At 67.7% G+C, this 15,930-nt stretch carries 16 protein-coding genes and 1 pseudogene; 11 read left to right on the top strand and 6 right to left on the bottom strand.

What is annotated here, in order from left to right; translation table 11 throughout:
* Nucleotides 1–30: 30 nt before the first annotated feature.
* The 7 genes from AB0B61_RS11465 to AB0B61_RS11435 all read left to right on the top strand — a co-directional run bounded on the left by AB0B61_RS11465 (nucleotide 31) and on the right by AB0B61_RS11435 (nucleotide 8,174).
* Nucleotides 31–957 carry a hypothetical protein gene (locus AB0B61_RS11465; RefSeq protein WP_358430903.1) on the top strand — a complete coding sequence of 309 codons (927 nt, stop codon included), beginning with the start codon at nucleotides 31–33 and terminating at the stop codon, nucleotides 955–957.
* Entirely contained in the window at nucleotides 941–2,974 is a 2,034-nt protein-coding gene (locus AB0B61_RS11460) for a hypothetical protein (RefSeq protein ID WP_358430901.1), read from the top strand. Before AB0B61_RS11465 ends, AB0B61_RS11460 begins: the two co-directional genes overlap by 17 nt.
* The gene (locus AB0B61_RS11455) at nucleotides 2,971–4,095 is read left to right on the top strand and encodes a hypothetical protein (RefSeq protein ID WP_358430899.1); all 1,125 of its coding nucleotides are present in this window, start codon (nucleotides 2,971–2,973) and stop codon (nucleotides 4,093–4,095) included. Before AB0B61_RS11460 ends, AB0B61_RS11455 begins: the two co-directional genes overlap by 4 nt.
* A complete protein-coding gene (locus tag AB0B61_RS11450; RefSeq protein ID WP_358430897.1) occupies nucleotides 4,088–5,419 on the top strand; it encodes a DUF4407 domain-containing protein in 1,332 nt (443 codons plus the stop codon). Before AB0B61_RS11455 ends, AB0B61_RS11450 begins: the two co-directional genes overlap by 8 nt.
* Before the next feature lie 192 nt (nucleotides 5,420–5,611).
* The gene (locus AB0B61_RS11445) at nucleotides 5,612–6,097 is read left to right on the top strand and encodes a hypothetical protein (protein ID WP_358430894.1); all 486 of its coding nucleotides are present in this window, start codon (nucleotides 5,612–5,614) and stop codon (nucleotides 6,095–6,097) included.
* Nucleotides 6,098–6,456: 359 nt separating this feature from the next.
* On the top strand, nucleotides 6,457–7,029 hold the full coding sequence (locus tag AB0B61_RS11440; RefSeq protein ID WP_358430893.1) for a helix-turn-helix domain-containing protein: 573 nt from the start codon (nucleotides 6,457–6,459) through the stop codon (nucleotides 7,027–7,029).
* A 74-nt stretch (nucleotides 7,030–7,103) separates the two neighbouring features.
* On the top strand, nucleotides 7,104–8,174 hold the full coding sequence (locus tag AB0B61_RS11435) for a hypothetical protein (RefSeq protein WP_358430891.1): 1,071 nt from the start codon (nucleotides 7,104–7,106) through the stop codon (nucleotides 8,172–8,174).
* A 72-nt stretch (nucleotides 8,175–8,246) separates the two neighbouring features.
* On the opposite strand, the gene AB0B61_RS11430 is transcribed toward AB0B61_RS11435, so the two are convergent.
* Nucleotides 8,247–8,408, bottom strand: a complete 162-nt coding sequence (locus tag AB0B61_RS11430; protein ID WP_358431392.1) for a hypothetical protein — start codon at nucleotides 8,406–8,408, stop codon at nucleotides 8,247–8,249.
* A gap of 43 nt (nucleotides 8,409–8,451) precedes the next feature.
* Nucleotides 8,452–8,619, bottom strand: a pseudogene (locus AB0B61_RS11425) (YbaB/EbfC family nucleoid-associated protein); the annotation flags it as partial.
* A 373-nt stretch (nucleotides 8,620–8,992) separates the two neighbouring features.
* Between AB0B61_RS11425 and AB0B61_RS11420 the strand changes: the two are divergent.
* A complete protein-coding gene (locus AB0B61_RS11420; RefSeq protein ID WP_358430889.1) occupies nucleotides 8,993–9,178 on the top strand; it encodes a hypothetical protein in 186 nt (61 codons plus the stop codon).
* Nucleotides 9,179–9,235: 57 nt separating this feature from the next.
* Entirely contained in the window at nucleotides 9,236–9,550 is a 315-nt protein-coding gene (locus tag AB0B61_RS11415) for a hypothetical protein (protein WP_358430886.1), read from the top strand.
* Between the two features lie 160 nt (nucleotides 9,551–9,710).
* On the opposite strand, the gene AB0B61_RS11410 is transcribed toward AB0B61_RS11415, so the two are convergent.
* Nucleotides 9,711–11,132: an MFS transporter gene (locus tag AB0B61_RS11410; RefSeq protein ID WP_358430884.1), complete on the bottom strand. Its 1,422-nt coding sequence runs from the start codon at nucleotides 11,130–11,132 to the stop codon at nucleotides 9,711–9,713.
* 109 nt (nucleotides 11,133–11,241) lie between these two features.
* Nucleotides 11,242–11,838, bottom strand: coding sequence for a TetR/AcrR family transcriptional regulator (locus tag AB0B61_RS11405; RefSeq protein WP_358430882.1), 597 nt, complete (start codon nucleotides 11,836–11,838; stop codon nucleotides 11,242–11,244).
* A 102-nt stretch (nucleotides 11,839–11,940) separates the two neighbouring features.
* On the opposite strand from AB0B61_RS11405, the gene AB0B61_RS11400 reads away from it, so the two are divergent.
* Entirely contained in the window at nucleotides 11,941–12,522 is a 582-nt protein-coding gene (locus AB0B61_RS11400; RefSeq protein ID WP_358430880.1) for a DUF2218 domain-containing protein, read from the top strand.
* Here the strand turns inward: AB0B61_RS11400 and AB0B61_RS11395 are convergent.
* Nucleotides 12,506–13,096 carry a helix-turn-helix domain-containing protein gene (locus AB0B61_RS11395; protein WP_358430878.1) on the bottom strand — a complete coding sequence of 197 codons (591 nt, stop codon included), beginning with the start codon at nucleotides 13,094–13,096 and terminating at the stop codon, nucleotides 12,506–12,508. The genes AB0B61_RS11400 and AB0B61_RS11395 overlap by 17 nt on opposite strands.
* 111 nt (nucleotides 13,097–13,207) lie before the next feature.
* Here AB0B61_RS11395 and AB0B61_RS11390 point away from each other — a divergent pair, with 111 nt between their 5' ends.
* The gene (locus AB0B61_RS11390; RefSeq protein WP_358430876.1) at nucleotides 13,208–13,675 is read left to right on the top strand and encodes a DUF4396 domain-containing protein; all 468 of its coding nucleotides are present in this window, start codon (nucleotides 13,208–13,210) and stop codon (nucleotides 13,673–13,675) included.
* Between the two features lie 39 nt (nucleotides 13,676–13,714).
* On the opposite strand, the gene AB0B61_RS11385 is transcribed toward AB0B61_RS11390, so the two are convergent.
* Nucleotides 13,715–15,925: a heavy metal translocating P-type ATPase gene (locus tag AB0B61_RS11385; protein ID WP_358430873.1), complete on the bottom strand. Its 2,211-nt coding sequence runs from the start codon at nucleotides 15,923–15,925 to the stop codon at nucleotides 13,715–13,717.
* Nucleotides 15,926–15,930: the final 5 nt, after the last annotated feature.

The raw sequence follows: 15,930 nt of genomic DNA, 5'->3' as shown, positions 1-15,930 counted from the left end.
CGATCCTTCTCGCAACCACAAGGTGACGTGATGCTCGATGATGATTTCAGCCGCCGCTTGGTCGTGGCGGTCGACGCGGAGGGATACGGCCGCGGCGACGACCTGCGGCACGATTCGATCCAGTCAGGTCTGGCCCAGGTCATGGACCGTGGCGCACGAGAGGCCGGCCTGCGCCGCGAGGCCTGGACCCGCCAGGAGGCCGGCGACGGTGAGGTCAGCGTCCTCCCCGAAGGGGAGCCCGAACTCCGGGTCATCGACGACCTGATCCGCCGCGTGCGCAAGGCGCTCCATGACTACAACCGCGAACGCCGAGACGACTCCCGCCTGCGGATACGCATCTCTATCGGCCACGGCGTCGTGAAGCGTGGCGCGATGGGCTTCGTCGGCCAGGTCGTCGTGACCACCTGCCGGCTGCTCGACGCGAAGGCCGCCCGTCTCGCCCTGAAGGTGAACCCGCGCGCCGACCTGGTGTTGATCCTCACCGATCGGCTCTATGAGGACGTCGTCCGGCAACGCCACACCTCCTACCGACCAGAGTCCTTCATCCGGCTGGAAGTGCCGACCAAGGAACGCACCGAGATCGCTTGGATGTGGATTCCCGCAGAAGACCTGAAGCAGAAAGGGACCCTCGACATGGACAACCTGCCCGAGGTCGCCGACACCCTGTGGGCGCTGATCGCTGGCGGCGCCCTCGAACGTCTCGGCGCCTACGGCACCGAGACCGGGCTCGGTGGCGCCCGGAGACTGCTCGCGAAGATCAAGGAGTTCCGATCCGAGCAGGGCCGGCCGGCCGCCCCGGAGTCGCGCGATGACCTGCTGGAGTCTCTGGAGAAGCTGGTGCGTGCCGACGCCACCGCGGAGCAGTTCGTGCAGCAGTTCAACGCCAAGCAGATGACCGTCAACCTGATCACCGCTCCCATATCTGGTGAGGAGATCAACTTTGGCATCCGAAACTGACTCGCCGGCCGAGGGGGTCCTGGTCGGCGATGAGGCCACGCCGGTCGAGTTGGCTGATCAGGCCGAGGCGACGGACGAAAGTTTCGCGCAGGTCTCCCAGGTCCAGACCGTCATCAACCACATCCACGGCAACATCGGGGGAGCCTCTTTCGGCATCTCGGGTTCCCACCCCAAGTCCCGCCGCACATCCGGACCCGTATCCCCGTACGAGATGGCGGAGGCCCGCACCTGCTACGTGCGCCACGCCAGCTACGAGGCCGCCGCCGAACAGCTGGGGAGCTGCAACATGGTGGCCTTGATCGGCAAGGCCGGCACCGGCCGCCGGACGGCGGCGCTCAATCTGCTTCATGACTTCGTCGGGGGACGACGCGAGGTGGTGGTGGAACTCAGCCCGGGCTACACGCTGGAGAAGCTGGCCGCCCGCGAATACCGGAAGGCTCACGGCTATTTACTGTGCGACTGGCCCAAGGACGACGTTGACGGGAGCATCGCCGACTTTCACGTACGGGAGATCAGGCGCCGCGTGCGCGATGCCGGGGCTTACCTGGTGATCACTGGGACGGCTACTTCGCTGCCCGAAGGAGACCAAATACCGTGGCTACCGCCGCCGGCCCGCGACGTCCTGCTGGCTCACCAGGTGGCACCAGAGGTCGCTGACGAGGCGGCCGCCCAGATCACCACCGACCATGCCATGACCGACGTGGTGACACTGGCGCGTGGTCTGGCCTCAGGGGCTCCGCTGGCCGATGCGCTCGGCAAGCTGGAGTCCGCCGGGCGGCGCGACGTGGTCGCCTGGTTCGATGGCGCGCGTACTCGAGGTGAGCTCTTCGAGATGGCCGCCATGGCCTTCACCGCCGGCCTCCCGGAAAGCGGCTTCGAGTCGTTGCTCGCCCGGCTGGAATCCATCGCCGGTATGGGCGTGGAAAAAGCGGATGCCATCTCGGCTGATGATCCAATGCCGAGCCGCCGCCTGCTCCGGGTGGCAGAGGGCTCCCTTTTCAGCCTGTCGCCGGGACGCCGGCTGGAGTTCAAGGTCGGGGGTCATCGAACACATGTGATGCGGGAGCTGTACCAGCGGCACGGCATGCGGTTATGGGATCCGGTCACCGAATGGCTGCATGAGTGCGCCGCGCTACGCGACCCGAGCGCACAGGCGGAGATCGCCAGGGGCGTGGCGATTCTGGCCTCCGTCGCGGACTACTCGTACGTCGAAAGCACCTTTCTCACCCCCTGGGCCCGCGGAAGGGGCGTCATGCGCAGCCAGGCCACCGCCGCGATGGCCGTCTCATGGTTGTGCCTGGACGAGACGACCCGTCCGGAGGTTCTGCGTACGGTCAGCTTGTGGACGAGGGCGTCCGCCGCCAGACCCAAATTCACCGCCACCCTTGCCTGGTCCGGTGAGCTGGGCATCCGGTTCCCGCTGGAGGCGGCCCGGTTGCTCTGGCTGCAGATCAGAGACAGTGAGAAGCCTGTCCGGCATGCGGAGATCGCACTGGCCCGTCTGTTCGCAGCGCTGACCGAGGCCACCGGCAACGCCCTCCCGATGCTCGACTGGTTGGCGCGTCAGATCAGCAACGACAGGCGGATCGGCCGTGCGGTCGACCCGCTGATTCGGGCCATCCTGAGTGTCCTGTCGGCTCGCGCGGACGGCGTCGGGATCCCCACCGTCACCGCTCACCTACGCAGTCGCCCTGAATCGGCTGCCCCCCTCGCCAAACTCTGGTCCGCGGTTCTGGTCAAGCGCCCGCACCGCAGGGCCGCACTGGCCGCCCTGTACGACGCCGTCTGCGCCCTCGACGAGCGCGACGACGATGACCGCGACCGTGTCCGTGCCCTGTTCGCAGCACTGGTGGCGGCGCTCCCTGAGAAGGAACGGCCGCTACTGGCCCATGACCTGCGGCGATACGCCATCTCCCGCAACACCGACGAGAACCGGCTGGAGATTCTCCTGTCGTTGCTCCGCATCTTCTTGAGCCCGGCCGTACTGTCCCTCGACACCATTGGAAAGCGTCCATGAGCTACCCCGTGATCAGCCAGATCCCCCTTGATCCTGTCGCCAAGCAAGGGTTCCTGAGCAAACCCCGGCGCCTGATCTCCAGCCTGCCCCGCCAGCTCCCGCACCAGCGGCTCGTCTTCGAATACGACGGCACGTTCGTGCTGGGCGACCGGCGACTGCGCGGCGACGAACCGCACGTGCTGCACGGCGACAGCGTCAGCGTCGTGGACGTGGCCAAGGACCACCCGGTGACGATCCACGTGTCGATCAACTCCTCCGGCGCCCATGACTTCACGGTCGCGGCGCAGTTCCGCTGCACGGTCGACGAACCGATCGAGGTGGTGCGAGCCGGCCTGACCGACGTCACCGAGCACCTGATCACTTACATCCGGGCCTACCACAAGCTCTTCGAACTCGGCCGAAGCTACGGGTTGGACGAGGTCCACGAGTTGTGGACGATCGTGCATGCCCAGGTGAAGGCTTACACGACCGTGGTGCCGTGTGTACTGCCCGGTATGTCGGCCGAGTTCACCGGCCTCGATGTGTACGCCCCCGACGAGATCGCCCATGGGCGGCGGCGCTACGAAACCAGCCTGCACAACATCCAGGGCGAACACGGCCTCCGCGACGCCAAGCGCAAGCTCGACCGTGACTTCGAACTCGATGAGCAGGATTACCTGCACGCCACGGGCCACAGCGCCAACGACTTCACCCGGCAGGAGGCGGCCCTCGACCGGGATCAGCAGATCACCGAAGCCACGAAGGTCCGGGACTTCCTGAACAGCGGTCCCGGCGCCGCCGAAGGCCTGTACGCCACGGTTCAGGGTCTCAGCCACCAGCAGGTCGCCGACCGTTACGCCGCCCTGGGCGACCGTGGATACAGCGCTATCGAGCGCAGGGTCCAACGCGAGCACGAGTTGCAGGTCGTTCAGGCCCGCGCCCGGGCCGACGTCGTCCGGACGGCGATTGCCCAGGGCCTGTTCAACGAGACGACCGGCAAGGAACTGCTGGCCACCTTCGACGACGTCGAACCGGAGGCGGAGGTGAAGAACCTCGAAGGACCCGCCTACGAGGCCCGCGCCGAGGTGACGACGGGCGACACCGACGACGATTTCTTCATGGAGGAGGACGTCCGTGGTTGACATCCTCCACGGATCCAAGGCGGCCGACCAGCACGGGCGACACCCTCGGCGCCGGGAACAGCTCACTCTCGGGACGTTCCTGCGTCGGTTCACCGGAGTCGACGAGAAGATCCTGGCAAGTGTCCCGCAGGAACGTTCCCGCTATACCAGCCTCGGCGGAATCGTGGTCAGCACCGCGCTTATCGCGGGCGCTTCCATGCTGGGCGCGCTGACCCTGCTCTCGCAGGTGTCCCTGCTCTACCTGGTGCCGATGGCGGTGCTGTGGGGCCTGATCATCGCCAACATCGACAGATTCCTGATCACCAGCCTCCATGGCGACGCTGACGGCTGGTCCCGCTGGGGCAACGTGCTCATCCGCCTTGCCCTCGCCGTTGTCATCGGGATCTTCATCGCCGAACCCCTGACCCTGAAGCTATTCCAGGAACGGCTCGACCGGCAGATCATGGTCGAGCGCGACCAGGCGATCAGCCTGACGGAGAGCCGGTACAAGCAATGCAACCCCCCGACAGGACCGGCGCCTTCGGGTGTCAACTGCAGCGGCTATTTCCTGGACGGCGGCGAGCAGGCAGTCGCTATCGAACGCAACATCACACAGAGTAAGAGCATCCTCAAGGACGCGGAAGATCGGCTGGCGGCGGACATAAAACGCCGCGAGGACCTGGAGGCAATCCGCAACCGGGAGTGTAGCGGGATCAAGGTCGCGAATCGGACCACAGGTTTGGCGGGCCACGGTCCCCGGTGCAAGGTCTATACGGACGATCTCAAGGCCTTCGTCACCAGCCATGACATCCCCAAACAGCAGAAGGAAATCGCAGAGCGGAAGGACGAGATCGACTCTCTCGCGGCCGATCAGAACAGCGCCGAAAAGGAACGCTCAAAGACTCTCAGCAAGAAGAACGCCGAGCACGTCGAGGAGACGAGGCGCGCCTACAACGACATCGGCCTGCTGGACCGATGGGAGGCGCTGGGTACGGTCGCCGGCCAGAGCGGCATGGTCACCTTCGCCCACTGGTTGCTGCGCATCATCTTCGTCCTACTCGACTGCATGCCGATCATCTCGAAGATGCTGAACGGCAAGACCGAGTACGACCGCCTCCTCACTCAGGAGCTGCGCGCGGGCTCAGCCTGCCACGAGGCCGAACTGAACTTCACCACCCGGCAGACGACCGGCGAGTACGAGATCAGGCTCCGCGAGGAGGAGCGCCGGCTGAAAGCCGAACGCGGCCGGATCGACCGAGATCAGCGCGTCGACGAGGCCTCCAGGGACGACGAGATCGACCGCCTCGCCCGTACCTTCATGGCCTCGATGCCCACGCAACGATAACGACCGGCACGGGCTCCGAGGGTTGAAGCGAAAAGGCATCGTCCATCAAATCGTCAGTCACTCAGCCGGGCGCGTAGGTAGAAATGCTCTGTATTGGACTGGGGATAGCAGTGGCAAGCCGGGCGACCGCCCTGAACCATGAAGGAACGACGTGGAACGCCTAAAGGGCAAGACTGCCTTTCAGGGGGATCCATGCGCATCTCAACGCGTCTCTTCACCGTCGCCGCGATCGTCTCGCTCACCGCCATGCTCGGCATCCCAAGCCCAGCCTCCGCGGACGCCGCCACCGACTCCAGGATTCTCTCGCTCACGTCGAGCTCGCTCTTCGCGCGAGGGGCGTTCGGCAGCCCGTGGAAGGTCGGGGACTGCCACCTGGAGTTTCCCAGTTACGTCTATATCGAGAGCGGCACTACTCGCGTACACGTGCACGCCGTGAGCGACACCGACTTCACCAGGCACGCCGACGTCTGGCACAGCCAGCTCGTCTTCATGGACGCCCAGCAGCGGGTGGTGGCCAGCGTGGGCAGCACGGGCGAGAGCCCTCTGGACTCGCCCAACATGGTGCCCGCCGAAGGCGACGAGGGACCGAGCATCGTCTATGAGTGGGACCACGTCGTGGTGGTGCCGAACGGCATCCCGTCCAGGGCCGTGTTCGTCAGATGGCTCTCGGCTTGCTGACCACGCACTCCGGAACCTCTATGGCCTGAGGGCCGCGCGGCCGCGGCCTTCAGGCCATGTGCGCCAGTAAGCGCAGCATCGGGGCCGCGGGTATGACCCAGGTGCCGTTCAGCGACGCGGTGAACGCGGGTTCGATCAGCGCCAACGCTCAGTCCGTGATCCCGATCGGGCAGGTTCTCGGACAACGTGGCCGTGGCTGGGCCTCGTCACGCGTGAGAGGCGGGAGCGAACGCATGCGGACTCGGCGTGTGGATGTCTTTCGCGGTCCTGCCCGTTCTCGCGACCGCCGTCACCCGTTGCCATGCCCGCGCCCACCCCCTACGCTATTTCGTAATAATGGAATTACGTAGGAGAGCCTCATGAGCGAGGACAGACTCACCGCACTCGAACGCCGGATCGCCCACCTGGAGAGTCGGCTGGACCCCGTCGGCCCGCCGCGACGCTCGCCGGAGTCGCCGTCCCTCAGCGCGGCGGCCACCGGCATGCTTCGCCAGGCGAAGAAGGAGGACAAGCTCGGGGCGGTGGGCTACATCGGAGCGTCACGGCTGGCCGCCGGCGAATCTCTCTGGGACAGGCAGCTCTCCCTTGCCGAGTTGCTGTCGGCTGATTGGGCGCCGGTGGCCCACATCTTGGAGACCCTTGGCAGCCGACCGCGGCTGGCGTTGCTCGCCGCGCTTCTACAGCAAGGCCGGCGCACCAGCAACGACCTCCAAGAGTCCCTCGCCGGAGACGGCGAGCAGACCACCAGCGGCCAGCTCTATCACCACCTGCGCGCGCTGCAGAGCGCCAGGCTGATCACGCAACGGCGGCGCGGCGAGTACGAGCTGGCGCCGCAGGCCATGCCTCAGGTCCTCAGCATCCTCGCCGCCGCGTTCGACCTGGCCAACGACCCGCCACTCGGCCTACCCATCGATCTCCCCGCCATGGAATGACCAGCTGGGCCAAGATCCGGGCTTGCCTGAGTATGAGGGAGACCGACTGACCCGTCTTCGATGGGTCGTCCGTCTTGTCATGGTCGCGGGGTGCTCTCAGCGTCGGTCATTACCCTGCGATCATGTCGTTCATTTATCGATCATCCGGCGCGATCGCGCTCGCGGCCGCCCTCGCGCTGGCCACCACCACGACCTCGATCGCGCAGGCGCAAGCAGCGCCCACGGCCGCGGCGGATCGGGTCCTGCGTGTCTACAACAACAACATCGAGAACCTGGTACGGAACAACGCCGACGGCTCCTGCACCCGGGTCTCCGCGCCGGACCACCTCACGTCGATGCTAGTCGACGACAACGGCAAGACGGGCACCTCCGGTGTGCAGGCTCCCGATCTCCTGATCGTGCAGCAGGTACGCGGCACCGGACAGGCCACGGCCTACGCCGACCAGCTCTCGGCCAAGTTCGGATATCCGGCGGGCACCTACAAGGCGATCGTGGCCTGGGACGACCCCGAGGCATGGGGCTCCACGCACAAGTGCGCTGAGCAGGAGCTGGGCGATCTGAAGAAGAAGCAGACCAACGGCATCGTCTACAACACCCGAACGCTGAGCCTGGCGTCGGGCGACATTTCAGCGTATTGGAGTGCGGGCTGGTTAAAGCCGGGGACATCGTACGGCGGCGGAGCCGGATGCACGCTGTACAAGCCGCCGAGCAACGACGACGGCACCACCAACGCATACAAATGGAAGCGTACGAGCGCTATCGCGGCGAAGTTCACGATCAAGGAGACGGGGACCACGGTTTTCGCCGCGACTATGCACCTCCCGGAACAGAACGGAGCGAACGCCTGCGCGGGCGCGGGCGACACGGGCATCGCGAACTCCGGCATCCACCTCGGCGCGGACGCCACCAGTCTGATGAACGCGTCGACGATCCGGGTGATCGGGATCGACGCCAATCGCCCGAACATCGCCGCCACGACGCTCGGCGGCTTCGGCATGACCGGCTATGGCGCGAAGGTGACGTCCGGCTCCAGAAAGATCGACTATCTGTTCGTCAAGGGCACCGTACGGCCGTCGAGCATCGATCACACGGTGAGCAGCACGAAGTCAAACCATATGGCGCTGTATGGATTCATCACCTACTGAACAACCCATTCCCGCCTACGCACTGGTCTGGGCGGCCGCCGGCGGCCCAGACCTCGCTCGCCGCGTCGTAGGTCAGCGCCAGTAACCGATGACGCTCTGGTGATCGGTGGCGGCCTGCTCCAGGTCGTACCCGGGAAGAGCGTCGCGCAGGAGGGCGTCGGCCTGGCGTTGGGCGGCGGCGCCCGCCAGGTCGAGGGTCGCCATGACCTCCTCGGCCAGGTCCTGGCTGCCCATGCGCAGAGCGCGCGGGCCGAAGGTCTCGTCGAGCGGCGTCGCCCTGGGCCGCCTGGAGCACCGCGGTCACCTCGCGGCCGAGCTCCCGCTCGTTCTTTCGCAGCGCCCGCGGGTTGATGTTCAGCCGAGTCACCCGGCCCTGGCCATTGGCGGTCGCCCACACCAGGCCGTCGGTGCTCTCCGCCCGACCCTCGAGCTGTCCGATCGCCATTTGCGCGGCTTACAGGCCACGAATGACCTCCTGGCCGCGTTCCACGTACTCGGCCAGGAACGCCGCGTCCTGCTCTGGTGTGGGTACTGACATGTCGGCTCCGTGCGGGTTCAGTGAAGAGGGTCCGGCTTCCGCTGGATCGGCGGCACCATGGGGGCGATCACGGTTATACCTCCGCCAATGTGCCATTGATCTTTCTGCCGCACCGGCCGCAATGACATATGGAGAATGCTAAGAGACCGCTCTTCCGCTTTTCTTCCGCTCCTCTTCCGCCACAATTCCATGGCGCGGAAATGGCGCATTTACCTGAATGTCGAGGTATGGTCATCCGGCATGACGGGATTGGTTCGCTCAAAGGCGGAAGAGCCTCGAGGTGCGGAAAGATGAGGAAGGCAGATTGGGCTACGAGGTCGGGCACGCGCAGCGGATCGAAAGGCCAGACAAGGAGTTCGAGGAGACCGGCGCCTGGCTGCTGTCGGAGCTGGTAGAGCGCGCCGCCCCGATGATGGACGAGCTCCCGTCCCTCCTGACCAGCCCGATCCGCAACGTCCGCTACTAAGCGATCGCCGTCGCGCTGGCCAACGCCGACGGACGGCACGGGCCCATCATCGCGCAGGTGCTGAACCTGGGCCTCGACTCCGATGACGCCATCCGCTGGAAGGTCCTGGAGTTCCTGACCGAGGCCTCGATCGAGCAGCTTGAGGCAGGGGCGTCATGTCTGCCTCCCGGCCGGCTCAAGGAGCTGGTCGAATGGCTGATCCTTCAGGACGACGAGGAGCCCGACCGGAGCGGCATCGTCATCCGGATGGAAGAAGGCGACCCGGTGACCCGGCTGTTCGCCGCGGCGGCCGCGGCGAGCCTGGGCATGGGTCTCCTGGAGCACGCGGCCCGGTTTGCGCATCGTTGCTCCGATGTTCATACGGAAAGGTGAGAGGCGACCGTGGCTCGAAGGACCCCACGAGTTCTAAGGGCTCAAGGACGCCGACATGTGACCACGTCTCGCAGTTGAAATATGACTCTCTGTAGTCAAATCGAGATCAAGGACGCGTCCGGGGCGTGCGGTAAAAGAGTGAGAAGTTTGGGTCGGCAGGTCAGTGACCGTGGCCGTGGCCGACGAACGCCGCCGCGGGCTTGCCCGGTGGCACCAGCCACAGCGCGACGGCTGCCGCGACTCCCGCGACCACGGCGCACAGCGTGAGCCCCGAGACGAAGCCGCCGATGCCCGCCGCCGAACCGGGGACGAGGCTGGACGCGGCGACCGTGGAGACGACGGCCACGCCGATCGAGCCGCCGAGTTCGTGGAAGGTGTTGATGACGCCGGAGGCGACGCCGTTCTCGCCGGGCGGGATGTTCGCCATGGTCGTGGTGGTGGCCGTCACGAACGCCGGCCCGATCCCCAGGGCGGCCAGCACGAAGCCGGGCAGCAGCGTGGTGTACGCGCTCGCGTCGGGCGAGATGCGGGTCATCAGCGCAGCCCCGGCCGCGGTCACCACGAAGGACGCCACCGCCACCGGCCGGCCGCCGATCCGGCCGATGAGATGGCCGCCGAGCTGCGCGCCGATCGTGATCGCGATGGCCACGGGCAGGAACAGCAGCCCGGTCTCCAGCGCGCTGAACCGCAGCACGTTCTGGAGGTAGAGCGAGCTGAGGAAGAACAGCCCCAGCATCAGCCCGGTAGCCATCAGCATGACGAACGTCCCCGAGATCACCGGCCGTCTGGCCAGGGTCTCGGCGCGCATGAGCGGGGAGCGTACCGACCGCTCGACGACCACGAACAACGCGTACAGCAGCACGGCCCCCACCAGCGGCAGCACCGTGCCCGCCGCGCCCCAGCCGGCGTCGCCCGCCGTTACCAGCCCGTAGATCAGCAGGGCCGTCGCCAGCGTGACGACCAGGGCGCCGGGTACGTCGACCCGCTCGCCCCGCCCGGGCATGGGCGGTACGACGGCGGGCACCGCGGCGAGCACCACCAGCCCGATCGGGACGTTGACGATGAACACCCACGTCCAGCCCGGCCCGGCGGTCAGCACGCCGCCGAGCAGCACGCCCAGTGCCGCCCCCGTACCGCCGATGGCCGCCCAGACGCCGAGCGCCCGGCCGCGCCGTTCGCCGTGGAAGGTGGTGGTGACGACGGCCAGGGCCGCCGGGGAGAGCAGCGCCGCCCCGACGCCCTGGAACGCCCGCCCGGCGATGAGCATCGTGCCGCTCCCGGCCAGCCCGCACACCAGCGAGGCCGCCGTGAACAGGCCCAGCCCCGTCATGAGCGTGCGGCGGGCGCCCCACGCGTCGGCGAGCCGCCCGCCGAGCACCATGAGGCCGCCGAAGCAGAGCGTGTACGTGGTCACCACCCAGGTCAGCGACTCGCGGTCGAGCGCGAGGTCCGTACCGATGGTCGGCAGCGCCACCTGCACCACCGTGATGTCGACGATCAACATGAACTGGGCCAGGCACAGCAGCACGAGCAGGCCCCACCCGCCCGTGCGTGTGTGGGCGGGAGGCATGCCAAGACTCATCCGAAGTCTCCTTAACTCGAACAGTGATGTTCAAGTTAGCACCCATGAACCATACGCGGGTAGGGTTCATTCGGGATGAGCTTCTGGAGGGAGCCCGCGACGGCCGTGGTCAGGCGGGCTCGGACAGCAGGGACAGCATCGTCTTGACCAGCACCGGCTCGACCTCCTCGGCCGCCAGACGCCCGGCCTCGCGCTCCTGTGCCGCGCTGTGGATGATCGAGAAGAACGTCGTCACCAGCCAGGCCAGGGGCAGGTCGGTACGGAAGTCACCGGCGCGCTGACCGCGCGCGATGAGCCGCTCCACCCGCTGCAGCGGCCGGTCGTGGTGCTTCCTGATCTGCTCCGTGGCCAATGTCCGGTCGGCGGCCAGGAACAGGCGGCGGTGCCGGTCGAGGATCTCCCAGGACGACCGCAGCAGGTTGGCCATGGCCTCGGGCGCGGGTGCCGTGTCGATCGAATCGTCCGCCAGCACCGCCTCCGCCACGCCGACCGCGTGGTCGAGCACCGCGTCCACGAGCGCCTCCCGTGACGGGAAGTGACCGTAAAGGGTGACTCTGCCCACCCCGGCGGCCTTGGCGATGTCGGCCACGCTGGCCGTGGGGTCGGCGCTGAGCAGCCGGGTCCCCGCCTGGAGGATCGCGGCGATGTTGCGCTCGGCGTCGGCGCGCCGGGCGGGTACCGGCTGTCGTGCCGCGGTCTTCACCATACGGCCACCCTACGACTGCGCGGACTCCTGCCGTAGTTTTTCGAGACATAGTGTATATATCGAATGCACAGTGTTCACTATTGAGACCGCGAAAGGACAGTCATGCAATCCGCCGAAGCTCACATCACCACCGATCGCGCCGGCCGCTATCTCGTCCAGCTCTGCCGCCACGCCGACCAGATGGGCCACGGCCTGCCCACCGGCCCAGGCCACGGCCCGCACATAGGCGGCGAAAGGCCCAAGGGCGTCAAAGCAGAGTGGTCGGAGACGGACGGCACCATCAGCCTCGACTGGGGCACCTGCACCCTGCGGGCCACCCTGGAGGGATTGACGGTGCGCGTCGAGGCCGTGGACGAGGACCGGTTACAGCGCGTCCAAGCCCTTCTCACCAGGAACATCACCAGAATGGGCAGGCGTGACAACCTGAGCGTGGACTGGCGCCGCCCCGACGGAACCACAAGCCCCGTCCCAGCCACGGCCCCGCCGCGCCGGAGCCGTTACCTGACGCTCGGCCTCGTACTGGCCGCCGTTCTGGCCGTGGCCGTGCACGCGGGGCTGGCGGCCGGGGTGCTGACGATCCCGCAGTGGGCCGGACTGGGCACGGACGCGGTCCTGGGGGTCATTCTGGTGATGGCTCTGGCGAAAGCCGTCCTGATCGCCACCCACCTCAGGCGCCGCCGCTGAATGGTCGCAGCCCGGCCAAGGTAAGCGAGACGAGACGCTTGACCGCGGCCTCCGAGGACAGGTCGACGGCCGCCTGCAGCGCGTGCGTGCAGAAGGTGGCGAGCTCGTCCGCCGCCACGTCGTCACGTACGTCACCGGCCCGCGCGGCAGCTGTCAGCGCGTCGCGCAGCATGTCATGCAGCTGCCGCTGGGCGCGGCCGGCGTCCTCGGACCGGTGCAGGAGCAGGACGAGATCGGGGCTGAAGCCATGCCGCGCCATCCGCTGACGCATCAAGGCGTATGTCTCCAGCATGACGTCGAGCCGCCGTCCGGCGTCGTCCTCGTGCTCCACCGCCTGGGCGAGGTGCTCCAGATGCCCGGCGACCATGCGGCCGTGCCAGGCCAGCAGGATGGTCTGGACGTCGGGAAAGTACTTGTAGAGCGTCGCGCGGCCGATGCCGGTCTGCTCGGCGATCTGCGACATCGTCACCGCCAGAAGCCCACGCTCCCGCACCAACGCGACCGTGGCGTCCAGGATCGCGTCATGCACGGTACGGCGGTGCGCCTCGATCGTCTCGTTCCACAGCTTCGGCACCCGGCCAGTTTACGAACCGACGAGCTGGATGCACGCCGCCGGAACCACGTTGCCGGAGAGATACCCCCTGTGAGTATGCTCAAGCTCTGACGGCAGCAAAGGAGCATCATCATGGACCACAGCGATCACCCCGCCCCGTCCGCCGCCACGTGGGCGATCGCCGCGCAGGCGACCCTGCACTGCCTGACCGGATGCGCCATCGGCGAGGTGCTGGGCATGGTCATCGGCACCGCCGCCGGCCTGTCCAACTTCACCACCGTAGTGCTGTCGGTGGTGTTGGCCTTCGTGTTCGGCTACGGGCTGACCATGCGTGGCGTGCTGCGGGCCGGACTCGGCTTTCGCGACGCGTTGAAGGTGGCGCTGGCCGCGGACACCGTCTCCATCGCGGTGATGGAGGTCATGGACAACGCGGTGGTCCTGATCGTGCCCGGTGCCATGGACGCGGGGCTGACCAGCTGGCTGTTCTGGGCATCGCTGGCCGGGTCGTTGGTGGTGGCCTTCGTGGTGACGACGCCGGTGAACAAGTGGCTGATCTCCCGGGGCAAGGGCCATGCGGTGGTGCACCAGTACCACCACTGAGTGGCCGAAGGCGGTGAGCGCCTTCGGCCACGCGAGCGGTTACTTGAAGCGGCGCAGCCGCAGGCTGTTGCTCACCACGAACACGCTGGAGAACGCCATCGCGGCCCCCGCGATCATCGGGTTGAGCAGGCCGAGCGCGGCCAGGGGCAGGGCGGCCACGTTGTAGGCGAACGCCCAGAACAGGTTGCCCTTGATGGTCGACAGCGTGCGGCGGGACAGGCGCAGCGCGTCTGCCGCCACCCGTAGATCGCCCCTCACCAGCGTCAAGTCGGAGGCCTCGATGGCGGCGTCGGTGCCGGTGCCCATCGCCAGCCCCAGATCGGCCTGGGCGAGCGCGGCGGCGTCGTTGACCCCGTCACCCACCATGGCCACGACCTTGCCCTCGGCCTGTAGCTTCTTGACGGCATCGACCTTGTCGGCGGGCAGCACCTCGGCTATGACCTCGTCGATGCCCACCTCGGCCGCCACCGTACGGGCCACCGCCTCGTTGTCGCCGGTCAGCAGCACCGGCGTCAGGCCGAGCGCCCGCAGGTCGGCGATGGCCTGCTTGCTGGTCGGCTTGACCACGTCGGCCACCACCAGCACCGCCCGGGCCTGGCCGTCCCAGCCGACCGCCACCGCGGTGCGGCCCTTGGCCTGCTCATCGGCGAGCTTGCCTTCCAGATCGACGGGCAGGTGCTGGGACCACTCCGCCAGCAGCCGGGGACGGCCGACCAGCACCGCGTGACCGTCCACGATGCCCTGCACGCCGAGCCCTTCCACGTTGGCGAAGTCCTCCACCGTGGCGTCGGATCGGGCCTCGCGGGCGATGGCCTGGGCGATCGGGTGCTCGGAGGCGTGCTCCAGCGCGCCCGCCAGCCTGAGGACCTCTTCGCGCTTCTCCCCCTCGGCCAGGTGTACGGCGACCAGGGTCATCTTGCCCTCGGTGACCGTGCCGGTCTTGTCCAGCACGATCGTGTCGACCTTGCGGGTCGACTCCAGCACTTCCGGCCCCTTGATCAGGATGCCCAGCTGGGCGCCCCGCCCGGTGCCGACCAGCAGCGCGGTCGGCGTGGCCAGGCCCAGCGCGCAGGGGCAGGCGATGATCAGCACGGCGACCGCCGCGGTGAACGCCGCCGCCACGCCGTTGCCCGTGCCGAGCCAGTATCCGAGCGTCCCGACCGCCAACGCGATCACGATCGGTACGAAGATCCCCGAGATGCGGTCGGCCAGCCGCTGTACCTGCGCCTTGCCGGTCTGCGCCTCCTCGACCAGTCTGGCCATCTGCGCCAGCTGGGTGTCGGCGCCCACTCGGGTGGCCTTGACGATCAGGCGGCCGCCCGCGTTCACCGTCGCGCCGGTGACCGCGTCGCCGGGCCGCACCTCGACGGGCACGGATTCGCCGGTCAGCATCGAGGCGTCCACGGCGGAGCTGCCCTCGGCGATCACACCGTCCGTGGCGATCTTCTCGCCCGGCCGGACCACGAAGGTGTCGCCGACCTGCAGCTGCTCGGTGGGGATGCGGCGGCCGTCGGCCAGTTCGACCTCTTTGGCGCCCAGCTCCAGCAGCGCCTTCAGCGCCGCGCCGGCGCGGCGTTTGGCACGGACCTCGAAGTAGCGACCGGCCAGGATGAACGCGGTCACCGCCGCCGCCGTCTCGAGGTAGATGTTGCCCGAACCGTCGGAGCGCTCGATGGTGAACGTGAAGGGATGCGTCATACCGGGCGTGCCCGCGGTGCCGAAGAACAGGGCCCACAGCGACCAGCCGAACGCGGCCAGCGTGCCCAGCGAGATCAGCGTGTCCATGGTGGCGGCGCCGTGCCGGAGGTTGGTCCAGGCGGCCTTGTGGAAGGGCCAGCCCGCGTACACCACCACGGGCGCGGCCAGCACCAGCGACAGCCACTGCCAGTTGGTGAACTGCAGCGCCGGGACCATCGCCATCGCCACCACCGGCACGCTCAGCACCACCGCGGTGCGCAGGCGCTGACGCAGCGGCCGCAGCTCGTCCGCCGGCTCCTCCTGCCGCTGCGCTTCGGTCTTGGGCGGGGCGGGCAGAGCGGCGGTGTAACCCACCTTCTCCACCTCGGTGATCAGCTGCTGCGGATCAATGCCCTCGGGGAAGGTGATTTTCGCCTTCTCCGTCGCGTAGTTGACGGTCGCGGTCACGCCGTCGAGCTTGTTCAGCTTGCGCTCGATGCGATTGGCGCACGAGGCGCACGTCATGCCGCCGATGGTGAGTTCGACAGCTCTGCCTTCGGTGAGGGAAGACATCACTC

It is taken from the genome of Nonomuraea sp. NPDC049158 (assembly GCF_040648335.1).
Taxonomy (GTDB): Bacteria; Actinomycetota; Actinomycetes; order Streptosporangiales; family Streptosporangiaceae; genus Nonomuraea.
This window is presented reverse-complemented; position numbering and strand designations above follow the sequence as displayed.